The following is a 25,893-nucleotide window of genomic DNA, read 5'->3' on the forward strand; positions in this document are numbered from 1 at the left end:
AGAGATAAAGCCTGTGATGAGACCGATTAACCCGATAAATATCAATTATCGGGCTGATGGGATCTTGAGCTGCGGTTCTAGATTAACGTAAGGTTATTGCTGTGCCAGGAAAAACTGGTAAGCGGTATTATTAGTTTCGTCGCGATAATCAAAACCAAGCTGCGCTAAGTGCTTGCTAAAAGCCTGTTGATCACTGTCTTGCAGCTCAAAACCGGCTAAGACTCGCCCGTAGGCAGAACCGTGGTTACGATAATGAAATAGGGTGATATTCCAATGTGGGCCAAGGGTACGTAAAAACTTAAGCAAAGCGCCGGGTTGTTCTGGGAATTCAAAGCTATATAAGCGCTCGTTTAGTTTCGCGCCCGGGTGGCCGCCCACCATGTAGCGAACATGCTGCTTAGCAAGTTCATCGTCACTTAAATTCGCCACTTGGTAGCCATTGTTATTGAGCGTATCTAATAGTGTTGGAAGTTCGGTATCGCTGTTGCTTACTCGAATACCGACAAAAATACTGGCCTGCTGTTCACTGGCATAGCGGTAATTAAATTCGGTAATTGCACGACCACCTAAGTGCTCTACAAATTCCAAATAAGCACCTTGGCGCTCGGGGATATTGACCGCCAATACCGCTTCTTTTTTCTCGCCTAGTTCAGTGCGCTCTGAGACATAACGTAGATTATGGAAATTTACATTAGCACCGGATAACACCGCCGCTAAACGGTGATCTTGAAGCTTATGTTGTTGAGCGTAGGCTTTTAAGCCAGCTAAGGCTAAAGCGCCAGAGGGCTCTGAGATAGCACGAGTATCTTCAAAAATATCTTTAACCGCGGCACATATTTCATCGGAGTTAACGGTAATCACTTCATCAAGGTATTGCTGACATAAGCGGAAGGTTTCTGTGCCAATGAGCTTTACTGCCACACCATCGGCAAACAGGCCCACTCGTTCTAAAGGCGTTGGCTTTCCTGCCGCCAACGCTGCTTTTAAGCAGGCTGAGTCTTCGGCTTCTACGCCAATAATCTTAATGTGTGGCATCAGTTGTTTAATGTAAACCGATACGCCAGCGGCAATTCCGCCACCACCTACTGGCACAAACACCGCGTCTAGGTGCATGTCTTGCTCAAGTAGTTCTTTACCTATGGTGCCTTGTCCGGCAATTACATCTACGTCGTCAAAGGGAGGAATAAGGGTATAACCGTGCTCGGCGGCTAGCTGTTTGCAATAGTGGCTGGCTTCATCAAAGTTGTCGCCGACTAAGCGCACATCAGCGCCCATGGCGCGAACTGAATCCACTTTAATATCGGGCGTAGTGGTAGGCATAACAATGATGGCGGAAATATTTAAACGCTGAGCCGACATTGCCACACCTTGCGCATGATTGCCCGCTGATGCAGCAATCACACCTCGCTGGCCTTGCTCTTGGCTAAGTTGCGCTATTTTGTTGTAAGCCCCACGCAATTTAAACGAATGCACACTTTGTCGGTCTTCACGTTTGAGAAGAATGTTATTGCCAATTCGCTTCGACAGTTTGTTCATGTCTTGCAGCGGGGTGACTTGGGCAATTTCATACACTGGCGAAAGCAGGATTCGGCGAAGATATTCGTTAGCGGAGGGGAGGTGTTGCGTCATCATATAACCTTAAAAAAATAAGCCCGGCGTACCGGGCTATTTACGCAAACTTTCTAGTGTAAAACTAGTCTAGTTTGCTTTGATCGCGGATTGCGCCTTTGTCTGCACTGGTGGCAAAGTGGGCGTACATTTTCAGTGAAGTACTCACCTCACGAATACGGCCAATCGGTCGCCAAGCATCGCTGCCTTTTGCTTCCATGGCTGAGCGACGTGTTGCTAGCTCTGCATCACTTACTTCTAGCACAATACTGCGCTCAGGAATGTTGATGTCGATAATATCGCCCGGCTCAACCAAAGCGACTATGCCACCGCTAGCAGCTTCTGGTGAAACATGACCAATCGACAAGCCAGAAGTACCACCAGAGAAGCGACCGTCGGTTAGTAAGGCACACTTCTTACCGAGTCCCATAGATTTCAAGTAAGAGGTTGGATACAACATTTCTTGCATGCCTGGGCCACCTTTAGGGCCTTCGTAGCGAATCAATACCACGTCACCTGCTTTAACAGTGCCGTCTAAGATACCGGCTACTGCATCATCTTGGCTTTCAAAAATACAGGCTGGGCCACGAAATACTAAGTTGTCGTCATCTACGCCTGCGGTTTTAACAATACAGCCATCTAAAGCTATGTTGCCTTTCAATACTGCTAGGCCACCTTCTAAACTAAAGGCGTTTTCAAGGCTACGAATACAGCCTTCGGCGCGGTCAGTATCTAACTCATCCCAACGGCAATCTTGGCTAAAGGCTTTAGTGGTACGAATACCCGCTGGACCAGCGCGATAGAAATCTTTTACGGCTTGATCTTGGGTTTGCATTACGTCCCATTTAGCCAAGGTATCAGCTAGGGTGCCCCCCATTACATTTGGCTCGTCGCGGTTAATTAAACCGGCGCGATCTAGCTCGCCCAAAATACCCATAATACCGCCCGCGCGGTGTACATCTTCCATGTGGTATTTGTTGGTTGAAGGGGCAACTTTACATAACTGAGGCACCTTGCGAGATAGCTCATCCATGTGGTCCATGTTGTAATCTACGCCAGCCTCTTGAGCGGCGGCCAATAGATGCAATACAGTATTGGTTGAGCCACCCATAGCAACATCAAGCGTCATAGCATTTTCAAACGACTTAAAAGTAGCAATAGAGCGTGGTAGCGCGCTTTCGTCATTTTGTTGGTAGTAGCGATTACATAAATCTACGATACGTTTACCAGCGTTTACAAATAACTTCTCACGGTCAGCGTGAGTGGCCAGCATAGAACCGTTACCTGGTTGAGCTAAGCCGAGCGCTTCAGTTAAACAGTTCATTGAGTTGGCGGTAAACATGCCTGAACACGAGCCACAAGTTGGGCAAGCGCTGCGCTCAACTTTTTCGCTGTCTTCGTCAGACACGTTTTTGTCTGCGCCCATTACCATTGCGTCAACCAAGTCTAACTTAATGATTTGATCGCTAAGTTTGGTTTTACCGGCTTCCATTGGACCGCCAGACACAAAGATCACCGGAATGTTGATGCGCATAGCTGCCATTAACATGCCTGGAGTAATTTTGTCACAGTTAGAAATACACACCATGGCATCGGCACAGTGAGCGTTTACCATGTATTCAACAGAGTCGGCGATTAAATCGCGCGACGGTAGGCTATACAACATACCGCCATGACCCATGGCAATACCGTCGTCTACTGCAATGGTATTAAATTCTTTGGCTACGCCGCCTGCATCTTCAATTGAGCGTGCTACCAGTTGGCCAAGATCTTTAAGGTGAACGTGACCCGGTACAAACTGAGTGAAAGAGTTCACTACCGCAATAATTGGCTTACCAAAATCTTCTTCTTTGGTTCCTGTTGCTCGCCAAAGGGCGCGAGCTCCGGCCATGTTACGGCCTTCGGTGGTGGTGGCACTTCGCAGTTTAGGCATTGCGGTTTACTCCGTTAATCTGTGTTTGCTATTTGTTTAGGCAATGGCCGCTTCTGGCGAAGCCACTGCTTGTAATTGCTTTAATGTTACTTGCTCTACGTCGAATAACTTCACTAATTGATTAGTGAGATGGGCTATTGGACGCTCGCTAGTGACGGTGAGTTCAATCGCATAACCCGCAGGCTGGTGCTGAACCTCATGTTCAATGTGCATCGATTGTACTAAAAAACCACGGTGACGTGTCACTCGTAATACACGTTCTAATACATCGGCTTGGCTGCGGGTAGTAATGGTTAGTGAATGTTGCATTAGCAGTCCTCCATCATTTTGTCGTTGGCCACACCCGGTGGCACTAATGGCCACACGTTTTCCTCAGCATCAATTAATACATGCAGCAGGTAAGGGCCGTCGCTATTTAGCATCCGTTGCAGGGCAGCGTGAACATCAATTTTATTGCTAATGGTTTCACCTGGAATGTCAAAGGCAGAGGCCATTTTTACAAAATCGGGGTTGTCATCAAGAATGGTTTCACTGAAGCGACCATTAAAGAACAAATCTTGCCATTGGCGCACCATACCTAAACGGTTGTTATCGATTAGCAACATTTTAACGGGCAACTTAGCGCGTTTAATAGTGGTGAGCTCTTGTACATTCATCATGAACGAACCATCGCCAGATACGTTAATCACGGTATCGTTAGGGCGAGCAAACTGAGCGCCAATCGCCGCGGGTAAACCAAAACCCATAGTGCCTAAGCCAGCGCTAGAAAGGTGATTTTCTGGGCCGTCAAATTGCATATGTTGAGCCACCCACATTTGGTGCTGGCCGACATCACAGGCTACCACGGTGTCTTTGTCGATCATCTTGCTTAGTTCGTTAAGCATTGCTGGAGCAAAAATATGTGCACCAGGGTGATCATAGCGCCATGCAAAATCATGTTTCCGTTGGCTTACCGTAGCTTGCCAAGGGGCTATGTCGCACTTGCCATGCAGTTCTGGCAAGGTGAGTTTTAAATCGCTATCAAGGGCAACATCTGGCTCACGGCGTTTTCCAAACTCACTGGCATCGGCGTCTAAGTGAATGACCTTAGCATCTGGTGCAAATTCATCTAACTTGCCGGTAACGCGGTCATCAAAGCGAGCGCCAATAACAATCAGTAAGTCGGTTTCTTGAACACTTAAATTAGCGGCCTTAGTGCCGTGCATACCCAACATACCCAAGTAGTAAGGCTGGTCTTCTGTGATTGAGCCAATCCCCTTAAGCGTGCTCACACTAGGGATTTGGCTATCGGTTAAAAACGCACGTAATTCGCTTACTGCGTTCGCCATACCTACTCCGCCACCTACGTAGGCCATGGGTTGTTTGGCTTCGGCAATTAATCGCTTGGCTTGAGCGAGTGAACTGGCATTAGGCGCTGTGGCTGGCTGAGTCGAGGCCACGTAAGCTAGGCTTTCTTCCACTTCGGCCAGTTGAACATCTTTAGGCACATCAATTAATACAGGGCCGGGGCGGCCACTAGTGGCAATTTCAAAGGCTTGCTCAATGGTGCGCTTTAGCTCTTTAACATCAGTGACCATAAAACTGTGTTTGGTCACTGATAAAGACATGCCTAATACGTCAACTTCTTGAAAGGCATCTGTACCAATCACAGGTTGGGCAACTTGCCCGGTAATGGCGATTAAAGGAATAGAGTCTAATTGTGCCTCAGCCAGGCCGGTGACAAGGTTGGTTGCGCCAGGTCCAGAAGTAGCAATACATACGCCTACTTTTAGTCCACGATTCGCCCCTGCGCGGGCATAACCCACTGCAGCCATTGCCGCACCTTGTTCATGGCGCGTCAGCATGTGCTTGACCCCACCATCATAAAGCGCGTCATAAAGCGGCATAATTGCCCCACCGGGATAACCAAATACTTGTTCAACGCCCTGTTGTTTCAGAGTCGCTACAATTTGTTGAGCACCATTCATCACTACTTCCTTTCCACCGTTAACAAAAAACCCCCGAGCTTTGCAGCGCGGGGGTTTGGTGTTGTTTGCTTGTTTCAGTTACAACAGCGCATCCCCGCGAGGTGACAGAATAATCACCACAAGGACCACGCTAATAATTAGTGCAACTAAAAAAGACATATTTAAAACTTTCCTAAAACATTGGTTAACAAGTACCACAGGATAAAATGTGATTCAAGTCCGCTTTATCTGTGAAAAGCTCTGCTCTCTGTGTGCTTAGTATACAAAATGAAGTGCTATTAGCTGCTTTGTGTTTTGGTTGTAGTTTTATATTTTATTTAACTCTTTGGTCATGGTTATATCTGTTGTATCTCTAGCATATTATTCATTGCTAAATTGACTGTTTTTCTCCCAACTTTTTTGCAGAATGGGCCTAATGAGAAATCACTTAGCCTTATTGCATGTTGCTGGTTATATCTGTCATGGTTAGGTCACAGTACGCAAAAGTAACCAAAGGATCTTAGATATGGGCATTGGCAAACCATCACATTGGGTCTTTTTGTTAGGCCTTTTGCTGAGTGTTTATGCTACGGCTGCGCCTGATCCTGAACAAGTGACGTTTTCTAGCGTTGAAGTAAGGATTAAACAACAAGTCTATGTACTGGAATATGCATATAGTGCAGAACAGCGGGCTCGGGGGTTAATGTATCGTCAGTCTCTGTGTGACGATTGCGGCATATTGTTTAACTTTCAGCAGCCTAAGCGCGCTGGTTTATGGATGAAGAACACTTATCTGCCACTGGATGTTGCTTTTATTCGTCAAGATGGACGTATTTCTGAAATTCGTTCTATGCAAGCTCATGACGTTCGGTTAACCGTTGCTAAACAGAATATTCTTTACGCTTGGGAAATGAACCAGGGGTGGTTTAGTAAAAATGCAATCCAGGTCGGAGATATGGCGAGCATAAAACCGCTAGAATAAGTTGTTGAAACTAAAAGATATCGTGATTTTTGCTGTGAGTTTTCACTCAAGAGGTAGGCATGACAGAAAAAGAAAAGATGTTAGCGGGGAAGCTGTATTTAGCCTTTGATGGCGAGTTAGTTGAAGATCGCAATATTGCCAAGTCACTGTGTTACGAGCTGAATTTGTTACACCCTGAGGAAGATTTACGTGCCGAAGTGCTTGCCGAGTTATTGCCTAATAGTTTGGATCCTTGGATAGAGCCGCATTTTTACTGTGACTACGGTTATAACATTACCACTGGCAAAAACTTTTACGCTAATCATAATTGCGTGATTCTCGATGGTGCGCCAGTGACGATTGGTGATGATGTCATGTTTGCACCATCAGTCAATATTTCCACAGCCACTCACCCTTTAAATGTTAAGCAGCGTACCGAAGGTTTAGAAACCGCATTACCGGTGACCATTGGCAACAACGTTTGGGTAGGCATGGGAGTGAATATACTTCCCGGAGTCACCATTGGTGACAATGCGGTGATTGCCGCGGGTGCTTTGGTGAATAAAGACGTTGCGGCTAATACTGTGGTGGCAGGTGTACCAGCCAAGTATCTGCGTGACGTGCCAGAAGATGAAGATTAACCAACGGAGTGTTGGTTAATCTACTTAAGCTTACTCTGCTCTTCTTAATGTCTTACGCTGCTTTAATGGCGTTTAGGGCTTCAAAGTATTGCTTGGCTTGGCTCTCGCCAACACTTTGATTAGTCAGCTTACCGTGAATCACATTTAAGCCGTTTAATAAGTGAGGGTTAGCTAATAAGGCTTGCTTGTAGCCTTGGTTCGCCAGCTGTAACACAAACGGTAGGGTGGCGTTGTTTAAGGCAAAAGTAGATGTTCTGGCCACCGCTCCCGGCATATTCGCCACGCAATAATGTACTACGTCATCCACGATAAAAGTTGGATCCGCATGGGTGGTGGCGACTGAGGTTTCAAAACAACCGCCTTGATCAATGGCCACATCAACCACTGCGCTGCCAGGTTTCATGCCAGTAATCATTGAACGGGTCACCAATTTGGGTGCCGCAGCGCCTGGAATGAGTACTCCACCAATCACTAAATCAGCATCGGCAACGTATTTCTCTAGGTTGTATTGGTTCGAGAATACGGTTTTAACACGCCCGTGAAACTGCATATCAATTTGGCGCAAAGTATCAATATTGTTATCTAAAATAGCGACATCGGCATACATGCCAACAGCCATTTGAGCAGCGTTTCGACCAACTACCCCACCACCAATAATCACCACTTTAGCGGGCTCTACGCCGCTTACTCCACCCAGTAACATGCCGCGACCTAGGTTAGACTTTTCTAAACAATGTGCGCCTGCTTGAATCGCCATACGGCCGGCTACTTCTGACATTGGTGCCAGTAACGGCAATGCGCCGCTGTTAGAGGTGACGGTTTCATAGGCGACACATACTGCGCCGCTATCAATTAAATCGTCGGTTTGCGGTACATCTGGTGCAAGGTGTAAATAAGTAAATAACAGTTGGTCTTCTTTTAACATGGCGCGCTCTTGAGCCAAGGGCTCTTTTACTTTCACAATCATTTCGCTGCTAGCAAATATGTCTTGAGCGCTGCCAACAATGCTGGCTCCTGCTTTTTGATAGGCAGCATCATCAATGTTAATGCCTAAGCCTGCACCAGTCTGAATATTTACCTGGTGGCCACGAGCGGTGAGCTCTTGTACTGAAGCTGGCACTAGACCAACACGGTATTCGTGGTTCTTAATTTCTGAAGGTACGCCGATAATCATAATGTTCTCCTAGAGATCTAAAGTGTTAAATTTAAAAATTAGTTCGAGTGTTTAACCACATTGAAGTTGTTCCAGGCTTGCGAGCTCGGCATCACTTCTAAGCTATTAATATTGATATGGGCAGGTTGGCTCACTAACCAATAAATAATGTTGGCGATGTCCTCAGGTTGCAGCGCATTACTATCGCCATAAAGTTGGTCGTATTTTTGTTGGTCACCAGCAAAACGGACAAGGCTGAATTCACTTTCAGATAAACCTGGTTCCAAACTGGTGACACGGACGCCGCTGCCAACTAAGTCGCAACGAAGGTTTCTTGAAAATTGAGCAACAAACGCTTTTGATGCTCCATAAACATGACTGCCCGGATAGGGCCAGTTGGCAGCAATAGAGGCTAAGTTGATCACTGAAGCCACTTTTTGCTCGGTTAAAATAGGTAATAAAGCATGAGTCACGTTAACTAATCCAGTTACATTGGTATCAATCATCGTGTGCCAATCATCTAAATTGGCTTTGTCGCAAGGATCGGTGCCTAAGGCTAAACCGGCATTGTTAATGAGCGCGTCGATTTGTTTAAAGCCCTGTGGTAAAGCGGCGATTAGCGCGCTGACTTGTTGGCTATCACGCACATCTAAGCTTGCATAGTGCACCTCACAATGCTCAGCTAACTCATCAGCAAGTTGAGCTAAACGTTGTAAACGCCTGCCGGTAAGAATCAACTTCCAGCCGTGTTGAGCAAATAACCTCGCGCTGGCGAGGCCAAACCCTGAAGTAGCACCGGTAATAAATACGCAATTGCTCATATGTGACTCCTTGTTAGCAATAATGTCGTTTTCACTATGGAGGGGGAATGACTAAGCCATAGCGGAATAAAGCTAGATTAACCAAGGGCAAGCAGTGGCGAGTAGTGCCAGAAATATGAACCGAGGGGACCAATTAACAGTCCCTTTTAGGACTGATTAAAACGCAGGCATGAAGTGCCAATGGCGATAAAAAATAGCCATTGGTACTTCATAGAAAAGAGGAGTTAGTAACTGTGAGCTGCTTGGGTACAAGTTGTATTGGCGATTTGGGCCACCAAACTACCTAGCAAGGTTAGCCCTGCACTGATTCTGTCTTCGGATATTGCCGAGAAGCCAACACGAATATAGTTTTTAGGGGCGCGTTCTTGGGCAAATAAGCTATCGCCGGATTCAACCAAAATACCTTGTTTGGCCGCTGCTATTACTAGTTCGCTGCTGCAAATATGCGGTGGCAACGCTATCCAAAAACAAAAGCTACCAGGCGTAGCATGTACCTCGCATTGCGGTAAATGCTGTTGTAATCCTTGTTGCATTAGCAGCCATTTTTGCTCGTACACATGACGCATGCGGCGCACATGGCTGTCGTAATAGCCTTGGCCAATGAACAAGGCTGCAGTGCGTTGGTTATTAGCGGGTGGGTGGCGATAAACCAGCCTGCGCAGGGCGCGCAGTTCTTTTACTAGTGATTTGTTAGCGACTAAATAGCCAATTCGTAATCCTGGCGATAGCGACTTAGATAAACTGCCGATATAAATCACTCGTCCATCTTGGTCGATGCTTTTAAGCGCGGGTAAGGGTTGTTCAATAAAGTTAACTTCACTTTCGTAGTCATCTTCAATTAACACAAAATCATCTTGGGCGGCTTGAGCTAATAAAGCCTTACGTCGTTCAATAGGCATGGTGACTGTTGTAGGGTATTGATGACTAGGTGTAACACAAACGTAATCACACTGACTGAGCTGTTGACCTAGTTGCAAGCCATGATGATCAAGGGCCAAGGGAATGGGCTTGGAGCCACATTGATTAAATATATGGCGAAAATCAGCGTAACCGGGATTCTCTACACCTACATCAACACCATCGCCCGCTAATAAGGATGCAAGCATGAACAATGAATTTTGGGTGCCCATAGTGATCAGTATTTCTTCATTACTGGCAGTAATACCGCGTTTCGATAAAATCTGCTGGCGAATTTGGGTGACCAGCTCAAGGTCATCTACATCCACATAATCTTCTATCCATTTATGTACACAATTGCGGTTTTGCGCTATTCGCGAACACTCTCGCCATTGATAGATAGGGAAATGCGAAGGCTCTATTTGTCCATAAATAAAAGGGTAGGGGTAACTAATCCAGTTTTTATCTTTGTTGAGAGTACTAAAAGAAGCGGGAGCACTGGCTAAGCGTTTTTGCCAATTTGGTCGATTTTGGTCCAATTGTGGGCGAGATTGCACCAATTTGAGAGTCGGTTCTTGGTCTAACTCAGGGTTAACAAAAAAGCCACTACGTTCGCGCGCCACAAGATAACCTTCATCCACCATGCTTTCATAAACCAACACCACGGTATTACGCGATACTTTTAATCGTTGCGCCATCTTGCGGCTGGAGGGCAGCGGCCTAGTGCCGAAGTAGTCGTGCTGAATTAACTCAACCAGTTTTTCTCTAATTTGCTGCTGTAGACCTCTACCGGGTCTCAGTTCAATGTTCATCATGCAGTCGTTCATGCCCATATCCCCATTAAAAGTAGGTGAAGATTTTGCATATCTCACGATACGCCTTATTGGAAATAGCAATTTGTTAGCCAATCTGGCGTTTTGTTTGTTGGCTTTGACTGGACCAGCAATTCAAAAAAATTGGCCCTATAGCTGGTTTTTCGCAGGCAGTAACTTAAAACAACACGCTTGGTGTCGGGTTCAACAAGGAGTAAGTCATGAAACAACTAATCGTTAAAACAACCATTGCCGCTTTGGCGGGTGTAATGCTTTCAGCGGCGGCTACCGCTAAAGAAGTGACCATTGGATATCAAGGAATGTTTAATCCGTGGAAACATGCCATTAATGAAAAACTAGTAGAAAAAGAAACTGGCTATACCATTAAATGGCGCCGCTTTGATTCTGGCGCAAAAGCGATGACGGCGATGGCATCGGGTGCTTTAGATTTAGCTTCTGCTGGCTCTAGTCCGATTGCCAGTGCAGTAAGCCGTGGCGTAGATATTGAATTGGTGTGGATTCTTGAAAATATTGCCGATGCTGAAGCTTTAGTGGTACGAGATGGCTCAGGGATTAGCTCGCCGGCCGATTTAAAAGGTAAACGCATTGCGGTGCCATTTGTTTCTACTACTCACTTTCATGCTTTGTTCGCGCTTGAGCAATTTGGATTAAGCGAGAAAGATATACGACTAATTAATATGCAGCCTAACTCGATAGCAGCAGCGTGGCAGCGCGGCGATATTGATGGTGCTTTTATCTGGGATCCAGCCCTTGGCAAAATAAAGCAAAGTGGCAAGGTCTTAATCACCTCGGCCACGCTTAGCGCATGGGGAAAACCTACTTTTGATGGTTTAGTCGCTAATAAAGAGTTTGCTGCTGCAAACCCTGAGTTTGTCACCAAAATGCTTAAAATAGTGATCGATTTAGATGAAGACTACCGCAGCACGAAAACCACCTTTGACGCTTCAAACCCTATTGCTATGTCGATTGCTAAAGTGAGCGGCGGTGACGTAAACACCGTAGCTGAAGTACTCGACCTTTATGAGTTTCCAGACGTTAGCACTCAGTTGTCTTGTAGCTGGTTAGGTTGTGGGGCCGAAGGTGGCGCCAGTAAGTCATTAAAATCAACTTCAGAATTTTTGAAAGAACAGAAGAAAATTAATGATTTAATGCCTGACTACAGCCAATTTGTTAACCCGGCATTTGCAGCGGCAGCAGCAGAGCTGTAACTAGCCCAACCGAGTCAATCAGGAGACTTAAATATGAATACTCTCGAAATTCATGATGTATCGGTGGTCTATCCTGCAGCACAAGGTGGTGATCCTGTCACTGCCTTGTCGGAGGTAAACCTAAACATCGAACAGGGTGACTTTGTAGTTGCACTGGGTGCCTCCGGTTGCGGTAAAACCACTTTGCTTAATCTAATCGCTGGTTTTATTAGCCCTACTAAAGGTTATCTTACCTTAGGAAACAGCCCTATCGAGGGTTACCCGCGGGTAGCTTGTGGCTTAGATATTGGTGACGAAATAGCGGGACCAGGTGCTGACCGCGGCGTGGTTTTTCAAAAACACGCCTTACTGCCTTGGTTGAACGTAATTGAAAACACTGAATTTGGCTTAAAGCTACAAGGTGTCAACAAGCAGCAGCGGCGTGAGCGCGCCGCAACATATTTAAAACTGGTGGGTCTAGAGGATTTTCATCAGCATAAAGTGTATCAACTCTCTGGAGGCATGCAGCAACGAGTGGGTATAGCACGCGCGTTAACCAACAATCCTGAAATGTTGCTGTTAGATGAGCCGCTTGGTGCGTTGGACGCTTTAACACGTGAATCGTTACAAGAGCTGTTGCTAGATGTATGGCGAGAAACTAACAAAATGATGTTCTTCATCACTCATAGTGTTGACGAAGCCTTGTTGCTTGCTACACGGCTAATTGTTATGTCGCCGAGGCCTGGGCGAATTACTCACGAATTCAAGATTGATTTTAGCCAGCAGTTTTTAGCGTGCCGAGATGCTCGAAAAGTAAAATCTAGTGACGCCTTTATCGCCATGCGAGAACGAGTATTGGCGATTATTCATGGCGACGAAGCTGCTGCAGCCTAAGGAAAAGTTTATGACCACCAATACTCTCACCGTCGATTCACTGAGTCAGCCTTTAACTAAACCCGCCGACGCTGCAGCCATAGCGGTACCCGCTCATAAAAAAGAGCTCACCCCTTTGGCTGAGAAAATACTGCAAACTACCCAAAAGCTAGTCGGCAGCAATGAACCTGCCAGTGGAGAATACTTTGGTACCCCGGGGGCAGGTGATAGCAGACTGATAGCCGTTTGTTCAAGCTTGTTCTTTCTTGGCTTATGGGCGCTAGTGACTGAGGCGGGCTTGATTAAGCCGATGTTTTTACCTTCGCCATTTGATGTGATGGCGCGAATGTGGGACATACTGATTGACGGCTTCGCTGGAGCGACGTTATTTCAACATTTGAGTGCCAGCTTAGGCCGTATCTTTAGTGCCTTTGTTTTGGCTTCGTTGATTGGTATTCCGCTGGGAATTGCAATTGGTTGCAGCCGAGTGATGCGTGGTATTTTTGATCCTCTAATCGAGTTTTATCGCCCTTTACCCCCTTTAGCATACCTCCCTCTAGTGATTATTTGGCTGGGCATTGATGAGGAAAGCAAAGTAACCCTTATCTTCCTAGCAATGTTAGCGCCTATTGTACTTAGTGCGCGCTCTGGGGTTAGCTCGGTGCGTATCGAGCAAATTCAAGTGGCCTACTCAATGGGCGCTAGCCGATGGCAAGTGGTGACTCAGGTCATCGCCAAAGGAGCCATGCCCGACATTATGACCGGTATGCGTATAGCTATTGGATTTGGCTGGACTACCTTAGTAGCGGCTGAAATGGTGGCCGCTGAGCGAGGCATTGGCTTTATGGTGCTTAATGCGTCGGAGTTTCTGGTGACTGATGTGGTAATAGCTGGCATCGTAGTGATAGGCATAATTGCTTACTGTTTTGATTTATTTATGCGCTACTTAGAAGGAAAACTAATTCCTTGGAAGGGTTTTAATTAAACGTAAATAGCGTTCTACCTTTGCATGTTTTGCCCGGTTAAACCGGGCTTTTTTGTGCGCGAATAAGATTTATTTCAGTGAATAAAGCTGATGGGCAAGCGATTACTTAACAATTTTAAATGCGGCTTTTTTCTTCGGCTTTTTTGTTCTTGTGTATTTTAAATACAAAGGAATGGCTTTCCAGCAGTGCTCACCGTCATAACCCTCATAGGGCGCTAAACTTAATACGCCGATCATCGCGCTCAAGTAACCTAAGAAGATTAGTGGAATGTTAATGAGCCAATGAAAGTGGGCCCCCCATAAGGTAAAAACTGTAATGGCAGGAACAAATACTACTGCTTGAGCTAGAAACCCTCCCCAAGCGACGATGTAGTTTTCGTAGTTATACTCAGAACTCTCGTGATGGCATTCCCCGTGAATTAAATGTAAGTGTATTGATATGACCTTTAACCCTAACTTGTGGGCTAGGTACATGTGACCGAGTTCGTGAATCAAGATTATTGCCCAAAATGACATTGCCACCATAATCAAAGAGGGCTCAGTTATACCTATAACTAAAACTAGAAATAGCGTAAGACTTAAGCCCCAATGCATGAAGAACGGTACATTTGATACGCTAAATAATTTTATATATTGGAATTTACGCAGCTTATAAAGCTTTAGGCGTTTATTAAGGAGAGACTTTAGTTTTATCAACGGTTTAATCTGCAATATTGATGGCTTAGAGTATAAATAGTTTAAGCTATTCAGTCTTATATTGACACTAAAGTCACTAGTGAGGTACTACTAAGCATGAAGTCTACTATTAACAATGAAACCAGCTTTCGATAAGTGCAGGCCTAATAAGCAGAGGTTTGTTTACAGAGCTTGTTTAGCTTATTGCTCTAACTGCCGCTTGTATACCAACTAAAGAGACACACACCATCACCGGTAAGGCTATATGTTTGAATGAGCGAGGTGGCCAGCGGTTGAACAGGGCTTGGCCTAGTCTTACTGCTACCATGGTGGGGATGAGCAAGATGGCGATGTGACTTAAAGATTGCCAGCTAAACACGCCGGTAGCCAACAAACCAGTCACCGCGAGCAATTCACTCACGATAAAAAATAGAATCATGGTGGCGCGTTGCTGCTGCGGGTTGAGCGGGCTAGATAGCATATAACACACAACCATTGGCCCTCCTACAGACGCGCTGGCAGTGCCAGCGCCAGATAGAAAACCAAATAGGCCTGGTGCGAGGGCTTTATTCATATAAGGCAGGCGAATATTGCAGGCGAGAAATAAAGAAAACAAAAGAATGAACAAACATATTGCCAGCTTAAGCGTTTCTGCAGGCAGCAATATAAGCAAAGCTAAACCTAAAGGAATGCCAAGAAATGATCCAATGATCAGTTTTTTTAATATGGTGTAATTGGCCTGTTGGCGGGCTTGCCGCCAAAGGTTAATGCTACACAGCAAATCCAAACTTAAGATCACTGGTACACTTTGCTGAGGGCTAAAAATCAAATTCATACCAATCACCGCTATAGCGGCAAAGCCAAATCCGCTAAACCCCCTTACAAGTGCCGCAAGCATGACAACCGGTATCATTATTCCAATATTTTCAGCCATTTAACTATCTCTTTCTTTAACGCTACTACCCAATATGGCAGCCGACCAAGTGGGCTTATAGAGCCAGTTAACAGCAATTGTGGAACCACTTTGTTTAGATGGTGAGCCTTATACATCTGGCTCCATGGATTTGATTTGCTGGTCCTAAGTGAGTATTTAGCCCTGAGTTAATGTCGTAAGCATGCTTAGAAAGGTCGAATTTGCTTAAGGGAGTAGTGACATGTCGGTAGAAAATGCAGCGGTAATAGAGCAGGATCGTAAACACGTTTGGCATCATCTCAATCAACACAGTGTATTAAAAAATCAAGATCCAATGGTAATGGTGAAAGGCGAGGGTTCGCGGGTATGGGACGCTAAAGGTAATAGCTACCTAGATGCGTCATCGGGCGGAGTTTGGTGTGTAAACGTTGGTTATGGCCGTACTTCTATTGCTGACGCGGTGAGCAAGCAGCTGTCTCAACTTAACTTTTTTGCCAGTACTGCGGGTACTGTTCCTGGCGCCGAATTTGCCGAAAAGCTACTAGAGAAAATGCCCGGTATGAGCCGCGTGTATTACGCCAGTTCTGGCTCTGAGGCCAACGAAAAAGCTTTCAAAATAGTTCGTCAAATTGCTCACCTAAAATACGGCGGCAAAAAACATAAAATTTTGTACCGCGAGCGTGATTACCATGGCTCAACCATTGCGGCTTTAAGTGCCACAGGCCAAGAGGAGCGCCGTAAGCAATACGGCCCCTTTGCGCCGGGCTTTGTTGAGTTCCCCCATTGCTGTGAGTATCGTAGCCAATTTGGCGACACCGAGGAATACGGTGTTTTAGCTGCCAAGGAGCTAGAAAAAGTCATCTTGCAGGAAGGTCCCGATACCGTGGGCGCAGTAATTTTAGAACCAATCACTGCTGGTGGCGGAGTTATCACGCCGCCAGAGGGCTATTGGCCAGCGATTATGGACATTTGTAAAAAGTACCAAGTACTACTGCATATTGACGAAGTAGTGTGTGGTTTAGGCCGAACCGGTGAGTGGTTTGGTTATCAGCATTATGGAATAACCCCCGACATCGTTACTTTGGCCAAAGGTGTGGCCTCGAGTTATGCCGCCATTTCTTGCACCGTAACAACTGAAGCCGTATTTAATGAGTTTATGGCTGATAGCAGTGACCGAGAAGCTTATTTCAGAGACATTAGCACCTTCGCGGGCTGCACTGCTGGGCCAGCAGCAGCGTTAGAAAACTTGCGTATTTTAGAGCAAGAAGAGTTAGTGCATAACAGCAAAATGATGGGTGATTATTTGTTATCAGGCCTACAAACCTTACAGAGTAAACATCCTATTATTGGCGATGTTCGTGGCAAAGGCTTGTTACTTGGCATAGAGCTAGTGAGTGATCGAGATTCTAAGACTCCCGTTGATGAAAGTGTTGCGGTAAAAGTAGCGGGCATGTGCATGGCAAAAGGTTTGATTATTGGTCGCACAAATCGTTCGTTTGCTAATTTAAACAACACCTTATGTTTATGCCCAGTGTTAACCTTAAGTAAGGCTGAGGCTGATTTTATAGTCAGCACCTTAGATGAGGTATTACTACAACTGAGTTCAGAGTAGGTACTTGGCTACTGAGTATAAAAAGCAGCGCTAGTCGCTGCTTTTAGCGCTTTAAATCCTTACCTATCAATCTAATAGTTATAAGCCATTTCTTATCTGTCTTGGTTTGTAATACCGTTAAGTTGTAATCTTAAAGGCCCTTGAAGGAGGTCTTATGCAACAGCTTAATGTTCGACACTATATGCGTACTCAGTTACTTAGCTTTACTCAAGAGCAAAGCATTAACCAAGCCAGTGACGCCCTAACAAAATCCCAGCAACTTGGTGCGCCAGTGGTTGATGCCAAGGGTGCCTTAATCGGTTGGTTATCAGAGTTAGACTGCGTAACCCAAATGCTGCAAGCCGGTTATTACTGTGACCAAAGTGCCTTAGTGAAAGACATCATGCGCACAGAGGTATTAAGTGTTGGCCCCGACGAGAACATTCTTGATTTGGCCAAAAGCATGACCGATAACAAACCGAAGAGCTATCCGGTGGTTGAGAATGGCAAACTACTGGGTTTAATTGAGCGCAAGGCAGTATTAGCGGCGCTACATAAACAACAGCAGCAATGTTTTAGCGTAAAACAGTAGAAGCGATTAATGGCGCTTTATTCAACTGAGAACGTTGATAAGTGCCTCTTCTTTTTGAGAGCTTTAAGTTGGCTTTTATCTAAAGCTTTTTAGGCAGATTCTAAGAAGCGGAAAGTATTGATTCTCTTAAACGCTCAATATCAACTTACTCGAGATCTCTGAAGCGTTCTTGATGAGGATTGGGTTCTTGGCTTTCAAGGTATTGGCTGACAATCCGATCATAGGTGCCATTTTCTTTAATGATATAAAGCCCTCTATTGAAGCCATCGCGTACTTCGCGATCCCAAAACACGTTATAAAAACCAAACTTTTCACCAAATATTTTTGATACCACGTACTCGGTATCGGTGTTCTTATATTCCGTTCTCGCTTTAAAATAGTTGAAGATTTCATGAGCTAAAACAATCACATCTACACGCTCTTTAAACAGCATTAAGATTTGAGATTGTTGTTTTGAGGTTTCTTGGTATAGAGATTTCTCCTTGTTTGATAGCGCTATGCGCTGATAGTCATCGCCATAAAATAGGCTGGCTCGTTGATGCGCCAATATGGACTTATCTTGCAAATCATTAATTGTCGAAATATCGAGATCTGTTTTGTTTAAGTGTATTGCGACGGTTTGATATTCGGGCAGCACGATATCGGAATAAAAAACCTCAATATCTTTAAAGTTTTTTAAGGTAACAATGGCACCATCAATTTGCTTTTGGCGAAAGGATATCGGCAGGCGTCCGTAGGGATAGCTAGTAAACTCTACCTGATAACCGGCAATAGTGAGGCTCTCTCGCACTATATCCACTTCGGCACCAGAAAACTTGTCGCCCTCTACAATGCTGTAAGGCGGGAAGTCAGCCACACCTATCAAAATGACATTATCCTTCGCTAAGCAAAGAGAGCTACTCATAAGCAATAGACAAACGGTGAAGGCGCTGCGGATCCATATCATAAATTAAAATATAGCAGTTGCTGAAGCAAAAACGAGCACACTCAAGAGGGCCATACTCACTAGAAAAGCTGCTAGGTTAGCGAGAGGCCATTAATGACACTTTTATTAAAATACGACTAGTATCAAAGGTGTTATTAATTGTTGGGGAAATTATGGGTTTAGCGATTGTTAAAACATGTACTTTAGTAGGCATGGAAGCCTTAAACGTTACCGTAGAAGTTCATTTGGCCAATGGCCTCCCCGCTTTTTCAATAGTTGGCAATAAAAGCCTTTTGTATACCTAATGCTTTGGTTACCCCGTTAGAATCTGAAATTTAACGTGTTGCTGTGTGTTCCTAATGTCTTTATTTAATAGAAAAAGGTAGAACGGTTCTGAATTGTGTTGTCGGGGTGTTCGCGAAATGCCTTTACGCTTCAAGACCAAAAGGGGGAATTGGTTATTAGTCATACAAATATTGACCTGACACATATAAAGCTTTTTCCTGTTATTGATAATATCCCGCTGAAATCAATTTAAATGAAATAAGGTGGGTTATGAAAAAACTAATCTTAAGTGCGATGCTTTTAGTATCTACAGCTGCTTTTGCCAGTGACTGGGAGTATGTATTTGGTTCTGATCAATGGGAGGATAACTCAGCTTCTGCCGGACTAGCTAAAGGTGATGAGCTGCTTGTTGTAAGTGCAAACGTTGGGAGTGGTAAAGACGGTAAGCAGCGCCTTTATATCGAGCAAGCCTTGGTTAAACCAGAAGAAAAAGTTGTTAAATTTCTATGTGAAAAATCAGAGGATGATGATCGTACTGTACTAAATATCAACGGTACAAACGTTCAGTTCTCGAAGGACTGCATTGAGCTACCTAATGGTGAAGGGTCATACATATCTTTGACGCCAATTAGTGATGCTGGTGTTGAGTTTGTACTAAAGCAGTTTAGACAACGTAACTCAGTAACTATAAACATTTGGTCTGTTCCTGTATCTATAACAGCTAAAGGGTTTAATGATTCTTGGAATAATTTTGGTGGTGATGCGCTCTAATTGTTTAAGGGCAAAGGATGCCCACAACCCTCCTAATTACCCCAAGAGAACAACCTCTTAAGAATTACTTACTGAGTGGTTATTCAGGCTGACTTTTTGTCTTTCCTGACTTTTTAAAAGGCACTGCTCAAATCTACGAACAAGAAAGATTGATTGTTTTGGTCTAAGAAAATACTTTAGTGACTAGTTAGTTAATTGTGCCCAGTTTCGCTTCAAGGGGTACACGTATGAGGAGTGGATTTTAGAATGGATGGTAGTTTTTCTAAACGAGTTGCCGAAAAGCTTAAGGCTGTAACAGATAGATCTGTTGGGGCTAGTGCAGTTGCGCCTAAGGGGTTGGATTCGACTCTGAGAACTTACGAGGATTCGATTGTTAGGGGCGTTGTTCATCACTGCTTTAATGTCAGGAAAGTAGCTAGTGAAGAAAGTAATTTGACATCATATACAGAGTATTTGATTAACAAGAATGGTGGCAGGCCGCTGTTAGAACTAGCTGATAACAGGAATGCTAGGCCCCATATCAATAACAGCTACGGTCAACTTTACAACCAAAATAAGCAGCTTTTAGACTTGCTGAAACAAGAAGCTAAAGCGGACAGACAAGCTAAGTTTCGCTTCTTTGTCTTAAGAATGGCTACAGGTATTGGTATTGCCGCTATTGTATTAGCTACTGGTTATTTAGCTCAAAAGCTCGGTATACCTTTACCAATGCTTAGAATTGCCACGTAGAATCACACCTTGTATCACCTCAAGCATAACTTCTAGTGGCTAATCTGGCTGACTTTTTGTCTTTTTAGCAGCCTAATCGTTGCAAGATTTCACTGTTATCGGTTAGTCCACTGGGTAACGAGTAAGGCACTATTGTGCGTATTTCCGCTATCGGTTTCTTGGTGGTGCAGTAGTCGGTTTCACGGGGTAATGCTTGGCTCATTAGAAACGAAGCAGAGTTGCCTTTGTCGTCATAGATTATTTTGTAATAGTCAGATGGTATTGCGTGGGGTTCATCCGCTTTGGGCAATGCTTCCATCTCTGCTTGATACAGCGTACCAGTGATTACAAACAGGTTATCACGGAAGCCAACGGCATCTCGTACTGCTTCTTCTAGATTCTTCCACGGGCCTTGGTTTAGGCCTTTAGATTGTGGTGTTATGTTGGATAGGTAGTTGAGTGTTGGCCAGTATCGGCTGCCTACAAAGCTTGCTAGTGGTGCTTGGTGTCCACGGTCAACTAACAGCTTATCCGAAGCTCCTGTGTAATCGTCTTTTTCTAGTCGCTCATCATCATCAAGCATTGGATTATTCTTCCAAGTGCGGTTAGTGGTGGGGCCAAAGTTAAGCACATCTACTTCATAAGCTACCCAATCAGCGAACAGGGTTTTCTTGTTTTGAGACAGGGCGTATAAGCGCTCAAACACCACCACATTGCCTTCTATTTCAAGGCTAGGGCATCCTATCGGACAGTTGGGAGTGCGTATTTCAGAGGCTTGTATTGACGCTGAGAGTATTAAAGATAAGGCTACTAGTGCTTTCATTCCTAAATCCTTTTAAGAGCTGGCTAACATAGCTATCAATTAGTTTAGGTTGTGAATATAAAAGTACAAATACAATTGATAAACTAAATATCTATTTCAGGTATGGGATTGAAAATGGATTGGTTAAATTCTCTCGGGGATGCTCTTAAGAACAGGCTTACAACCCCCGTTATTGGTGCTTTCTTCATTTCGTGGGTGATCATGAATAATGGGTTTGTTTTAACTCTGTTATTTGCTCCTGCTAACTGGAAGTATTTGGAAATAGCTTCTAGAGAAACCAATTGGCTGAATTCTTTGGCTTGGCCTTTGTTATTGACTCTATTTTATGTGTTTGTAATTCCTTGGATTCAATACGGCGTTGACCGAGTTAACAGCGTAGCTATGAGAAAAAGGAAGGTTTTACAATCTGCCGACAGCAAAGCAGTACATGAAGCTAGGGCGGAAGAATTTAAGGCGCAAGCATACAACGATGGTCAATATCATGTGAGAGTTCGAGACCAAGAGTTAGCTATTGAGAAAGCTAAATTTGATAAGCAGTTAGTTGGTTGGGAAAGAGAAAGAGAAAACCTGCAAAAGCAGAATACATCACTATCCGAACAACTTGAGTCTGCAAACACCAACTACCATAACGCTGAAGAATCTATTACTAAGCTTGATGATAAGTTGTCTGAGCAACGGAAGATAATTGATTCGGATCGAGAGGCCGCTGAAATAGCCCAAAAGCAATATAACGAGGCTGCTAACCAATATCAAAAACAGATTGAAAAAGAAAAGCTAATAAGCCAAAAAGCAAATCTTGAACTTGAACATTTGAAAATGACTTCTGGTCAATTAGAAGGAGAGCTCAAGCTTGAATTAGAAAAAACCCTTAAGCTAGAAACTGAGCTAAACAAGACGGCGCGTGAAAGCGACAAATCCTTGCAGGCTCATAGGGCGGAGGTGGCTTTTTTGCAAAACGAAGGACATGAGATTTTAGATTTGGTTCTTGAACGTATCAACCCAAAGGCTCTGCAAGGTACAGTGACTAGGTTCTATGATGTATTAAATGAATTGAAAATTGAAAATAAGGTCGTGTTCGATGATGTATCAAAGTTAATTGGTGAACTCGATAATAGTGCAATAGAATTCGAAAACATTCATGAGCGGCTGTTATCTAGCCCTTTTGTAAATAGAAAGTATTATGAAGATCGGATGTTAGAACCAAAAACTTATAAGTAAGTGATACCAGCAAATTCGCTTAAATTCTTCAGTTTATTGGTATCGTAAACATGCGCATTGACGTTTTTGATACCTTGCTGCATAATGATACCAGTTGTTGATACCGTTGGTTGAGGTTGTTATGCGTAAGTTTGGGTATGCTCGTGTTAGTTCTTTAGAGCAAGACACTGAAGTTCAAAGAAGTAAGCTTATTGAGCAAGGTGTGGAAGAAAAGCGTTTGTTTTCCGAAAACGTGTCTGGCTCTGTATCAACTAAAAACCGACTTCAGTTTAAAGAGTTGCTTTTGAGAATTGAGGGTGGCGACAAACTTTACGTAACCAAGTTAGACAGGCTTGGTCGCAATATGCTTGATGTGTGCAATACGCTGGAAATGCTTAAAGAACGAGATATTGGTGTTGTTTGTCTCGATATTGGTGAAGTTGACCTAACTAGCCCTGCTGGTTCGCTGCAAGTTAAGATCATGGCTGCTGTATCTGAGTTTGAGCGAGACCGTATTAGAGAGCGTACTGCTGAAGGTCGAGCCAAGGCCAAAGCCGAAGGGCGTAGTATTGGCGGCAGGCCACCAGCACTAGATACTACTGCTAAGGTGTTGGCTGCAAAGGCAAAAGGTTTGAGTCAAAATCAGGTAACTAAAGAATTAAAGCTTAGTATTGCTACTGTTAAACGTCACTGGAATAAAGATTAATTCGAGTGTCACGGATCCTAAGTTTGGGAGTCTTATAGAAATGGCTTCAGTATGTTGGTCACACTTTTAGTTTGTTTCCGTAATATATAGATATTAGAAAAAAGGATGTAACAGAAACGGCACTCATTTGTATTCTACTAGTAGAACTTGTGATGCTAGGAGAAACCACGAAGTGAGTGAATACGAACTAAAGGTGTTTCGAATAGAGGAACTAAGCCTGCTAGGGGAACCACTTAGGTTCATTCGCTAGTTAACTGTTTCTTGAGGCAGTGTCGAAGCAACGCTAATACTTTTCTTTATCTATCTATCTACTGTTGAGAGCTGTGGCTGCACATCGTGTTGTAGTTCAGCTTTTTTTATTGGCTTCTAGGTAGAAAATATATGTCACAAATCCTCGTCTCAACTGTTCTTATATAGGTATACCCCATACCAAAGGGGTCTGCCGATTCACTCTGTGGGATAGTTGTATTCACATCTAGCCTACTATCAATCAAGAGCACACTGAAAGAAAACAAGAGCGTTAACTATTCATTGGTTAATGCGTTTTCGTGTGCCTGTTAATAATCAAAATAAGGATATTCGTAAATGAAGATACCAATAAGGGACTGGTTAGTTCCTCAGCTTAGCGCTGAAACACTAAAGGGCAGAAGCCCGACCAAATACGTTAACGACTTAATCGTTAATGACCTAGTAAATAACAACACCATAACTAAAAGAGGTGATAAGAAATATGATGGAACGAGAGATAAGACGACCTAGCGATTTAGGTATCAAGCCGATGAATTGGTTTGTGGATAATCGCACTGAAATGAATGCCATTTGGGATGGGTTTATATCCGAAGGCGAGACAATGCTTTTTTATGGAGCAGCTGGTAGCGGTAAATCGTTATTTGCTTACTCTCTTAGCGTTGCTATTGCTGGTGGCAGTGAAAGCTTCTTGGGTCAGCGGTGTAGCTCAGGAAAGAAGGTGCTATACGTGGATGGTGAAATGAGTACAAACACCGTAGCTGCTCGTGTGGATAGCTTGGGGCAGCACCCTAATGTAGATTACCTTAGTGTGCCCAACCTTAGCAGGGCTTTTGATTTAAGTGGCACTGAAGACAGAGAAGCGCTTCTACTCAATGTTAGCGCGGGTGGATATGACTTCGTAGTGATTGATAATGTTAGAACGCTATTTGGTATGGCTGATGAAAACCACGCTCAAAGTTGGACTTCTGTTAACGATTTAGTTGTTCGATTAAGGGCTTTGGGTTGCGCTGTGATTGTGATCCACCACACCAACAAAGGCGGTGAGTATTCAGGTTCAAGTAATGCAATTACTGTGTTTGATAGAACTTGCTGTATTGAAAAGAATGGCACTGATATAGGCACAGGTAAACAGTATTGGCGGCTTAGTGTTGGCTCTAAATCAGGTCGTGATGGCAGGGGGTGGGGAGACTGGATAAATGAGCTTTCTTTTAGTGTTGGCGATGAAGGCTTAGAGCAGCGTGATACCCACGGCTTAAAGGTGGAGCAGCTAGAACAGCTGATTCGTAGCCTTGGCTCTTTGGACGCTAACGCCCAGGCGAGGGATAAAGTTGACGCTGTAAACAGGGTTTTAGGTTGCCAAGTTGGTGATAATCGTACCTTTTCAAATCTTTGGGAGCACTCTAAGTACTGGTGGCTGTATTGGGAAGACGACTTAAGAATCACAGGGTTTGCTGATATGCGGGCTTGGATAAACTCACCTTGCTTACCTAGAGTCGAGGCCTATGACGCTGATGATAGGAGTCCTTTTTAATGACAGAACAAGAATTCTTAAACACTGTAGGGCTAGAGAAACACGATATTTTGCTGAAATGCCAAGACCACAAAGGCAACGATATTAGAGTTATACCTGACGCTATTTTGCTTGGTTATGAAGGTGTAGACGAACTCGTTTTTGTTGAATACAAGAATGGGGTGAAACTTAGTACTGATGGCAAGGTTAAAGGCAAAGTAGCTGCTGAAAAGAAGAAAGCGGATTACTTAAATAACACCTTCGGTCAAATCCCACCAGCAAAGCGCAGAGCTTATGCAGAAAGCCATTTAGGTTGGAATCATAGCCTTTATAAGTTTATTGGTATGAAGGCTTACTACGATGGAACAGCTTTAAGTTATGCGCAATTAGATGATTGCGAGCCTGTTAGGGTTCGGGTTGTCGTAGTTGACCCAAAGCTTAACCACCATCTAAATGATCGTTCCTATGTACAAAGGGTCTGCAAAGGTCAGTCGGCTGGGGTTGAGTTTATGACCGTTAGTGATTTCTCTAGCGAGTTTGAAGGTTACTTGCAACAACTACCCAGCTAAAACCGAATAACCAGTTATTACATAGCTCGGTTTTTTCCTTCTGGTTTTCTGGTTCTACAGAGACCCAATTTTGATTCACAACACTTAAACGTGCCAAGGCTTACGAGCCTATATGCTGGCAGGGTGTTTCTATTAATGGAGACACAAAAATGAAAGACAATTCAAACCTAGAAGCGATGCTTTACGAAACGCTAACAGATGTAGCTTGGCATTACGGTATAGGAGTTAACCATATTCGTAGTTTTATAAATGGTGAAGGTATTGCTCGCTGGGAACGAATGGAAGATTTTCCTAAGTATGAGCAGCACAGAGTAACTAAAGAGATTAGGCGACACGGTAAGATCCTAAAGCCCAATCAGTTTGGCCAAGTTTGCATCACTGATAAAGACGGTAGAAGCCGATGCGTATTGGCTAGGCCTAACAGAAGGTCAATTGAGCCCACTTACTTTACTAGTTTTAAGCAATAACACTTTCCCGTTAACTGGCCGTTGTTACGGAAAGTGGGAACATAAGAGTCATTAAATAATTGCCTGTATTAACA

General features: G+C 44.2%; 26 protein-coding genes. 15 read left to right on the forward strand and 11 right to left on the reverse strand.

Features of this window, described 5'->3' with window-relative positions:
- Positions 1–93: 93 nt before the first annotated feature.
- The 4 genes from ilvA to ilvG form a co-directional block, all read right to left on the reverse strand.
- Positions 94–1,629, reverse strand: coding sequence for a threonine ammonia-lyase, biosynthetic (gene ilvA / locus Q4592_RS07475; protein ID WP_303511647.1), 1,536 nt, complete (start codon positions 1,627–1,629; stop codon positions 94–96).
- A gap of 64 nt (positions 1,630–1,693) precedes the next feature.
- Positions 1,694–3,541 carry a dihydroxy-acid dehydratase gene (gene ilvD, locus Q4592_RS07480; RefSeq protein WP_137673389.1) on the reverse strand — a complete coding sequence of 616 codons (1,848 nt, stop codon included), beginning with the start codon at positions 3,539–3,541 and terminating at the stop codon, positions 1,694–1,696.
- 36 nt (positions 3,542–3,577) lie between these two features.
- Positions 3,578–3,850, reverse strand: coding sequence for an acetolactate synthase 2 small subunit (gene ilvM / locus Q4592_RS07485; protein WP_303511650.1), 273 nt, complete (start codon positions 3,848–3,850; stop codon positions 3,578–3,580).
- Entirely contained in the window at positions 3,850–5,508 is a 1,659-nt protein-coding gene (gene ilvG / locus Q4592_RS07490) for an acetolactate synthase 2 catalytic subunit (protein ID WP_303511652.1), read from the reverse strand. The genes ilvM and ilvG overlap by 1 nt, the downstream gene beginning before the upstream one ends.
- A 505-nt stretch (positions 5,509–6,013) precedes the next feature.
- Here ilvG and Q4592_RS07495 point away from each other — a divergent pair.
- Together Q4592_RS07495 and Q4592_RS07500 are read left to right on the forward strand one after the other, a co-directional pair.
- The gene (locus Q4592_RS07495; RefSeq protein WP_303511653.1) at positions 6,014–6,469 is read left to right on the forward strand and encodes a DUF192 domain-containing protein; all 456 of its coding nucleotides are present in this window, start codon (positions 6,014–6,016) and stop codon (positions 6,467–6,469) included.
- A 59-nt stretch (positions 6,470–6,528) separates the two neighbouring features.
- The gene (locus Q4592_RS07500; protein ID WP_303511655.1) at positions 6,529–7,089 is read left to right on the forward strand and encodes a sugar O-acetyltransferase; all 561 of its coding nucleotides are present in this window, start codon (positions 6,529–6,531) and stop codon (positions 7,087–7,089) included.
- Between the two features lie 52 nt (positions 7,090–7,141).
- On the opposite strand, the gene ald is transcribed toward Q4592_RS07500, so the two are convergent.
- From ald to Q4592_RS07515, 3 genes are all read right to left on the reverse strand, one after another.
- A complete protein-coding gene (ald, locus tag Q4592_RS07505; RefSeq protein ID WP_303511657.1) occupies positions 7,142–8,263 on the reverse strand; it encodes an alanine dehydrogenase in 1,122 nt (373 codons plus the stop codon).
- A 38-nt stretch (positions 8,264–8,301) separates the two neighbouring features.
- Entirely contained in the window at positions 8,302–9,063 is a 762-nt protein-coding gene (locus Q4592_RS07510) for an SDR family oxidoreductase (RefSeq protein WP_303511658.1), read from the reverse strand.
- A gap of 224 nt (positions 9,064–9,287) precedes the next feature.
- The gene (locus tag Q4592_RS07515) at positions 9,288–10,832 is read right to left on the reverse strand and encodes a PLP-dependent aminotransferase family protein (RefSeq protein WP_303511660.1); all 1,545 of its coding nucleotides are present in this window, start codon (positions 10,830–10,832) and stop codon (positions 9,288–9,290) included.
- 161 nt (positions 10,833–10,993) lie between these two features.
- Between Q4592_RS07515 and tauA the strand changes: the two genes are divergently transcribed.
- Genes tauA through Q4592_RS07530 form a run of 3 tightly spaced genes read left to right on the forward strand, consistent with a single transcriptional unit; the run spans position 10,994 to position 13,838 of the window.
- On the forward strand, positions 10,994–12,001 hold the full coding sequence (gene tauA / locus Q4592_RS07520; protein WP_303511662.1) for a taurine ABC transporter substrate-binding protein: 1,008 nt from the start codon (positions 10,994–10,996) through the stop codon (positions 11,999–12,001).
- Between the two features lie 33 nt (positions 12,002–12,034).
- On the forward strand, positions 12,035–12,874 hold the full coding sequence (locus tag Q4592_RS07525) for a taurine ABC transporter ATP-binding protein (RefSeq protein WP_303511664.1): 840 nt from the start codon (positions 12,035–12,037) through the stop codon (positions 12,872–12,874).
- A gap of 10 nt (positions 12,875–12,884) precedes the next feature.
- Positions 12,885–13,838 carry an ABC transporter permease subunit gene (locus Q4592_RS07530; RefSeq protein WP_303511667.1) on the forward strand — a complete coding sequence of 318 codons (954 nt, stop codon included), beginning with the start codon at positions 12,885–12,887 and terminating at the stop codon, positions 13,836–13,838.
- A 102-nt stretch (positions 13,839–13,940) separates the two neighbouring features.
- On the opposite strand, the gene Q4592_RS07535 is transcribed toward Q4592_RS07530, so the two are convergent.
- Together Q4592_RS07535 and Q4592_RS07540 are read right to left on the reverse strand one after the other, a co-directional pair.
- On the reverse strand, positions 13,941–14,354 hold the full coding sequence (locus Q4592_RS07535; RefSeq protein WP_303511669.1) for a hypothetical protein: 414 nt from the start codon (positions 14,352–14,354) through the stop codon (positions 13,941–13,943).
- 355 nt (positions 14,355–14,709) lie between these two features.
- Complete coding sequence (locus tag Q4592_RS07540) at positions 14,710–15,447, reverse strand: sulfite exporter TauE/SafE family protein (RefSeq protein WP_303511671.1); 738 nt, start codon at positions 15,445–15,447, stop codon at positions 14,710–14,712.
- A gap of 220 nt (positions 15,448–15,667) precedes the next feature.
- Here Q4592_RS07540 and Q4592_RS07545 point away from each other — a divergent pair, with 220 nt between their 5' ends.
- Positions 15,668–17,038 carry an aspartate aminotransferase family protein gene (locus Q4592_RS07545; RefSeq protein WP_303511673.1) on the forward strand — a complete coding sequence of 457 codons (1,371 nt, stop codon included), beginning with the start codon at positions 15,668–15,670 and terminating at the stop codon, positions 17,036–17,038.
- 154 nt (positions 17,039–17,192) lie between these two features.
- Positions 17,193–17,609 carry a CBS domain-containing protein gene (locus Q4592_RS07550; protein ID WP_137673395.1) on the forward strand — a complete coding sequence of 139 codons (417 nt, stop codon included), beginning with the start codon at positions 17,193–17,195 and terminating at the stop codon, positions 17,607–17,609.
- Positions 17,610–17,754: 145 nt separating this feature from the next.
- Here the strand turns inward: Q4592_RS07550 and Q4592_RS07555 are convergent, their stop codons facing one another.
- On the reverse strand, positions 17,755–18,465 hold the full coding sequence (locus tag Q4592_RS07555; RefSeq protein ID WP_303511867.1) for an ABC transporter substrate-binding protein: 711 nt from the start codon (positions 18,463–18,465) through the stop codon (positions 17,755–17,757).
- Positions 18,466–18,683: 218 nt separating this feature from the next.
- Here Q4592_RS07555 and Q4592_RS07560 point away from each other — a divergent pair, with 218 nt between their 5' ends.
- From Q4592_RS07560 to Q4592_RS07570, 3 genes are all read left to right on the forward strand, one after another.
- Entirely contained in the window at positions 18,684–18,839 is a 156-nt protein-coding gene (locus Q4592_RS07560) for a hypothetical protein (RefSeq protein WP_303511873.1), read from the forward strand.
- A 250-nt stretch (positions 18,840–19,089) separates the two neighbouring features.
- A complete protein-coding gene (locus Q4592_RS07565; RefSeq protein ID WP_303511674.1) occupies positions 19,090–19,590 on the forward strand; it encodes a hypothetical protein in 501 nt (166 codons plus the stop codon).
- A gap of 246 nt (positions 19,591–19,836) precedes the next feature.
- Entirely contained in the window at positions 19,837–20,319 is a 483-nt protein-coding gene (locus tag Q4592_RS07570; RefSeq protein WP_303511676.1) for a hypothetical protein, read from the forward strand.
- Positions 20,320–20,383: 64 nt separating this feature from the next.
- Here the strand turns inward: Q4592_RS07570 and Q4592_RS07575 are convergent, their stop codons facing one another.
- Positions 20,384–21,121, reverse strand: a complete 738-nt coding sequence (locus Q4592_RS07575) for a DNA/RNA non-specific endonuclease (protein WP_303511678.1) — start codon at positions 21,119–21,121, stop codon at positions 20,384–20,386.
- A 114-nt stretch (positions 21,122–21,235) separates the two neighbouring features.
- Here Q4592_RS07575 and Q4592_RS07580 point away from each other — a divergent pair, with 114 nt between their 5' ends.
- The 5 genes from Q4592_RS07580 (at position 21,236) to Q4592_RS07600 (ending at position 25,819) form a co-directional block, all read left to right on the forward strand.
- Positions 21,236–22,339: a hypothetical protein gene (locus Q4592_RS07580; protein WP_303511680.1), complete on the forward strand. Its 1,104-nt coding sequence runs from the start codon at positions 21,236–21,238 to the stop codon at positions 22,337–22,339.
- Positions 22,340–22,460: 121 nt separating this feature from the next.
- On the forward strand, positions 22,461–23,024 hold the full coding sequence (locus Q4592_RS07585) for a recombinase family protein (protein WP_303511681.1): 564 nt from the start codon (positions 22,461–22,463) through the stop codon (positions 23,022–23,024).
- Between the two features lie 730 nt (positions 23,025–23,754).
- The gene (locus tag Q4592_RS07590; protein ID WP_303511683.1) at positions 23,755–24,804 is read left to right on the forward strand and encodes an AAA family ATPase; all 1,050 of its coding nucleotides are present in this window, start codon (positions 23,755–23,757) and stop codon (positions 24,802–24,804) included.
- Complete coding sequence (locus Q4592_RS07595; protein ID WP_303511685.1) at positions 24,804–25,352, forward strand: hypothetical protein; 549 nt, start codon at positions 24,804–24,806, stop codon at positions 25,350–25,352. Before Q4592_RS07590 ends, Q4592_RS07595 begins: the two co-directional genes overlap by 1 nt.
- Positions 25,353–25,501: 149 nt before the next feature.
- The gene (locus tag Q4592_RS07600; protein WP_303511686.1) at positions 25,502–25,819 is read left to right on the forward strand and encodes a hypothetical protein; all 318 of its coding nucleotides are present in this window, start codon (positions 25,502–25,504) and stop codon (positions 25,817–25,819) included.
- The last annotated feature ends 74 nt before the right edge of the window (positions 25,820–25,893 follow it).

This window comes from Agarivorans sp. 1_MG-2023 (genome assembly GCF_030548385.1).
GTDB lineage: Bacteria > Pseudomonadota > Gammaproteobacteria > Enterobacterales > Celerinatantimonadaceae > Agarivorans.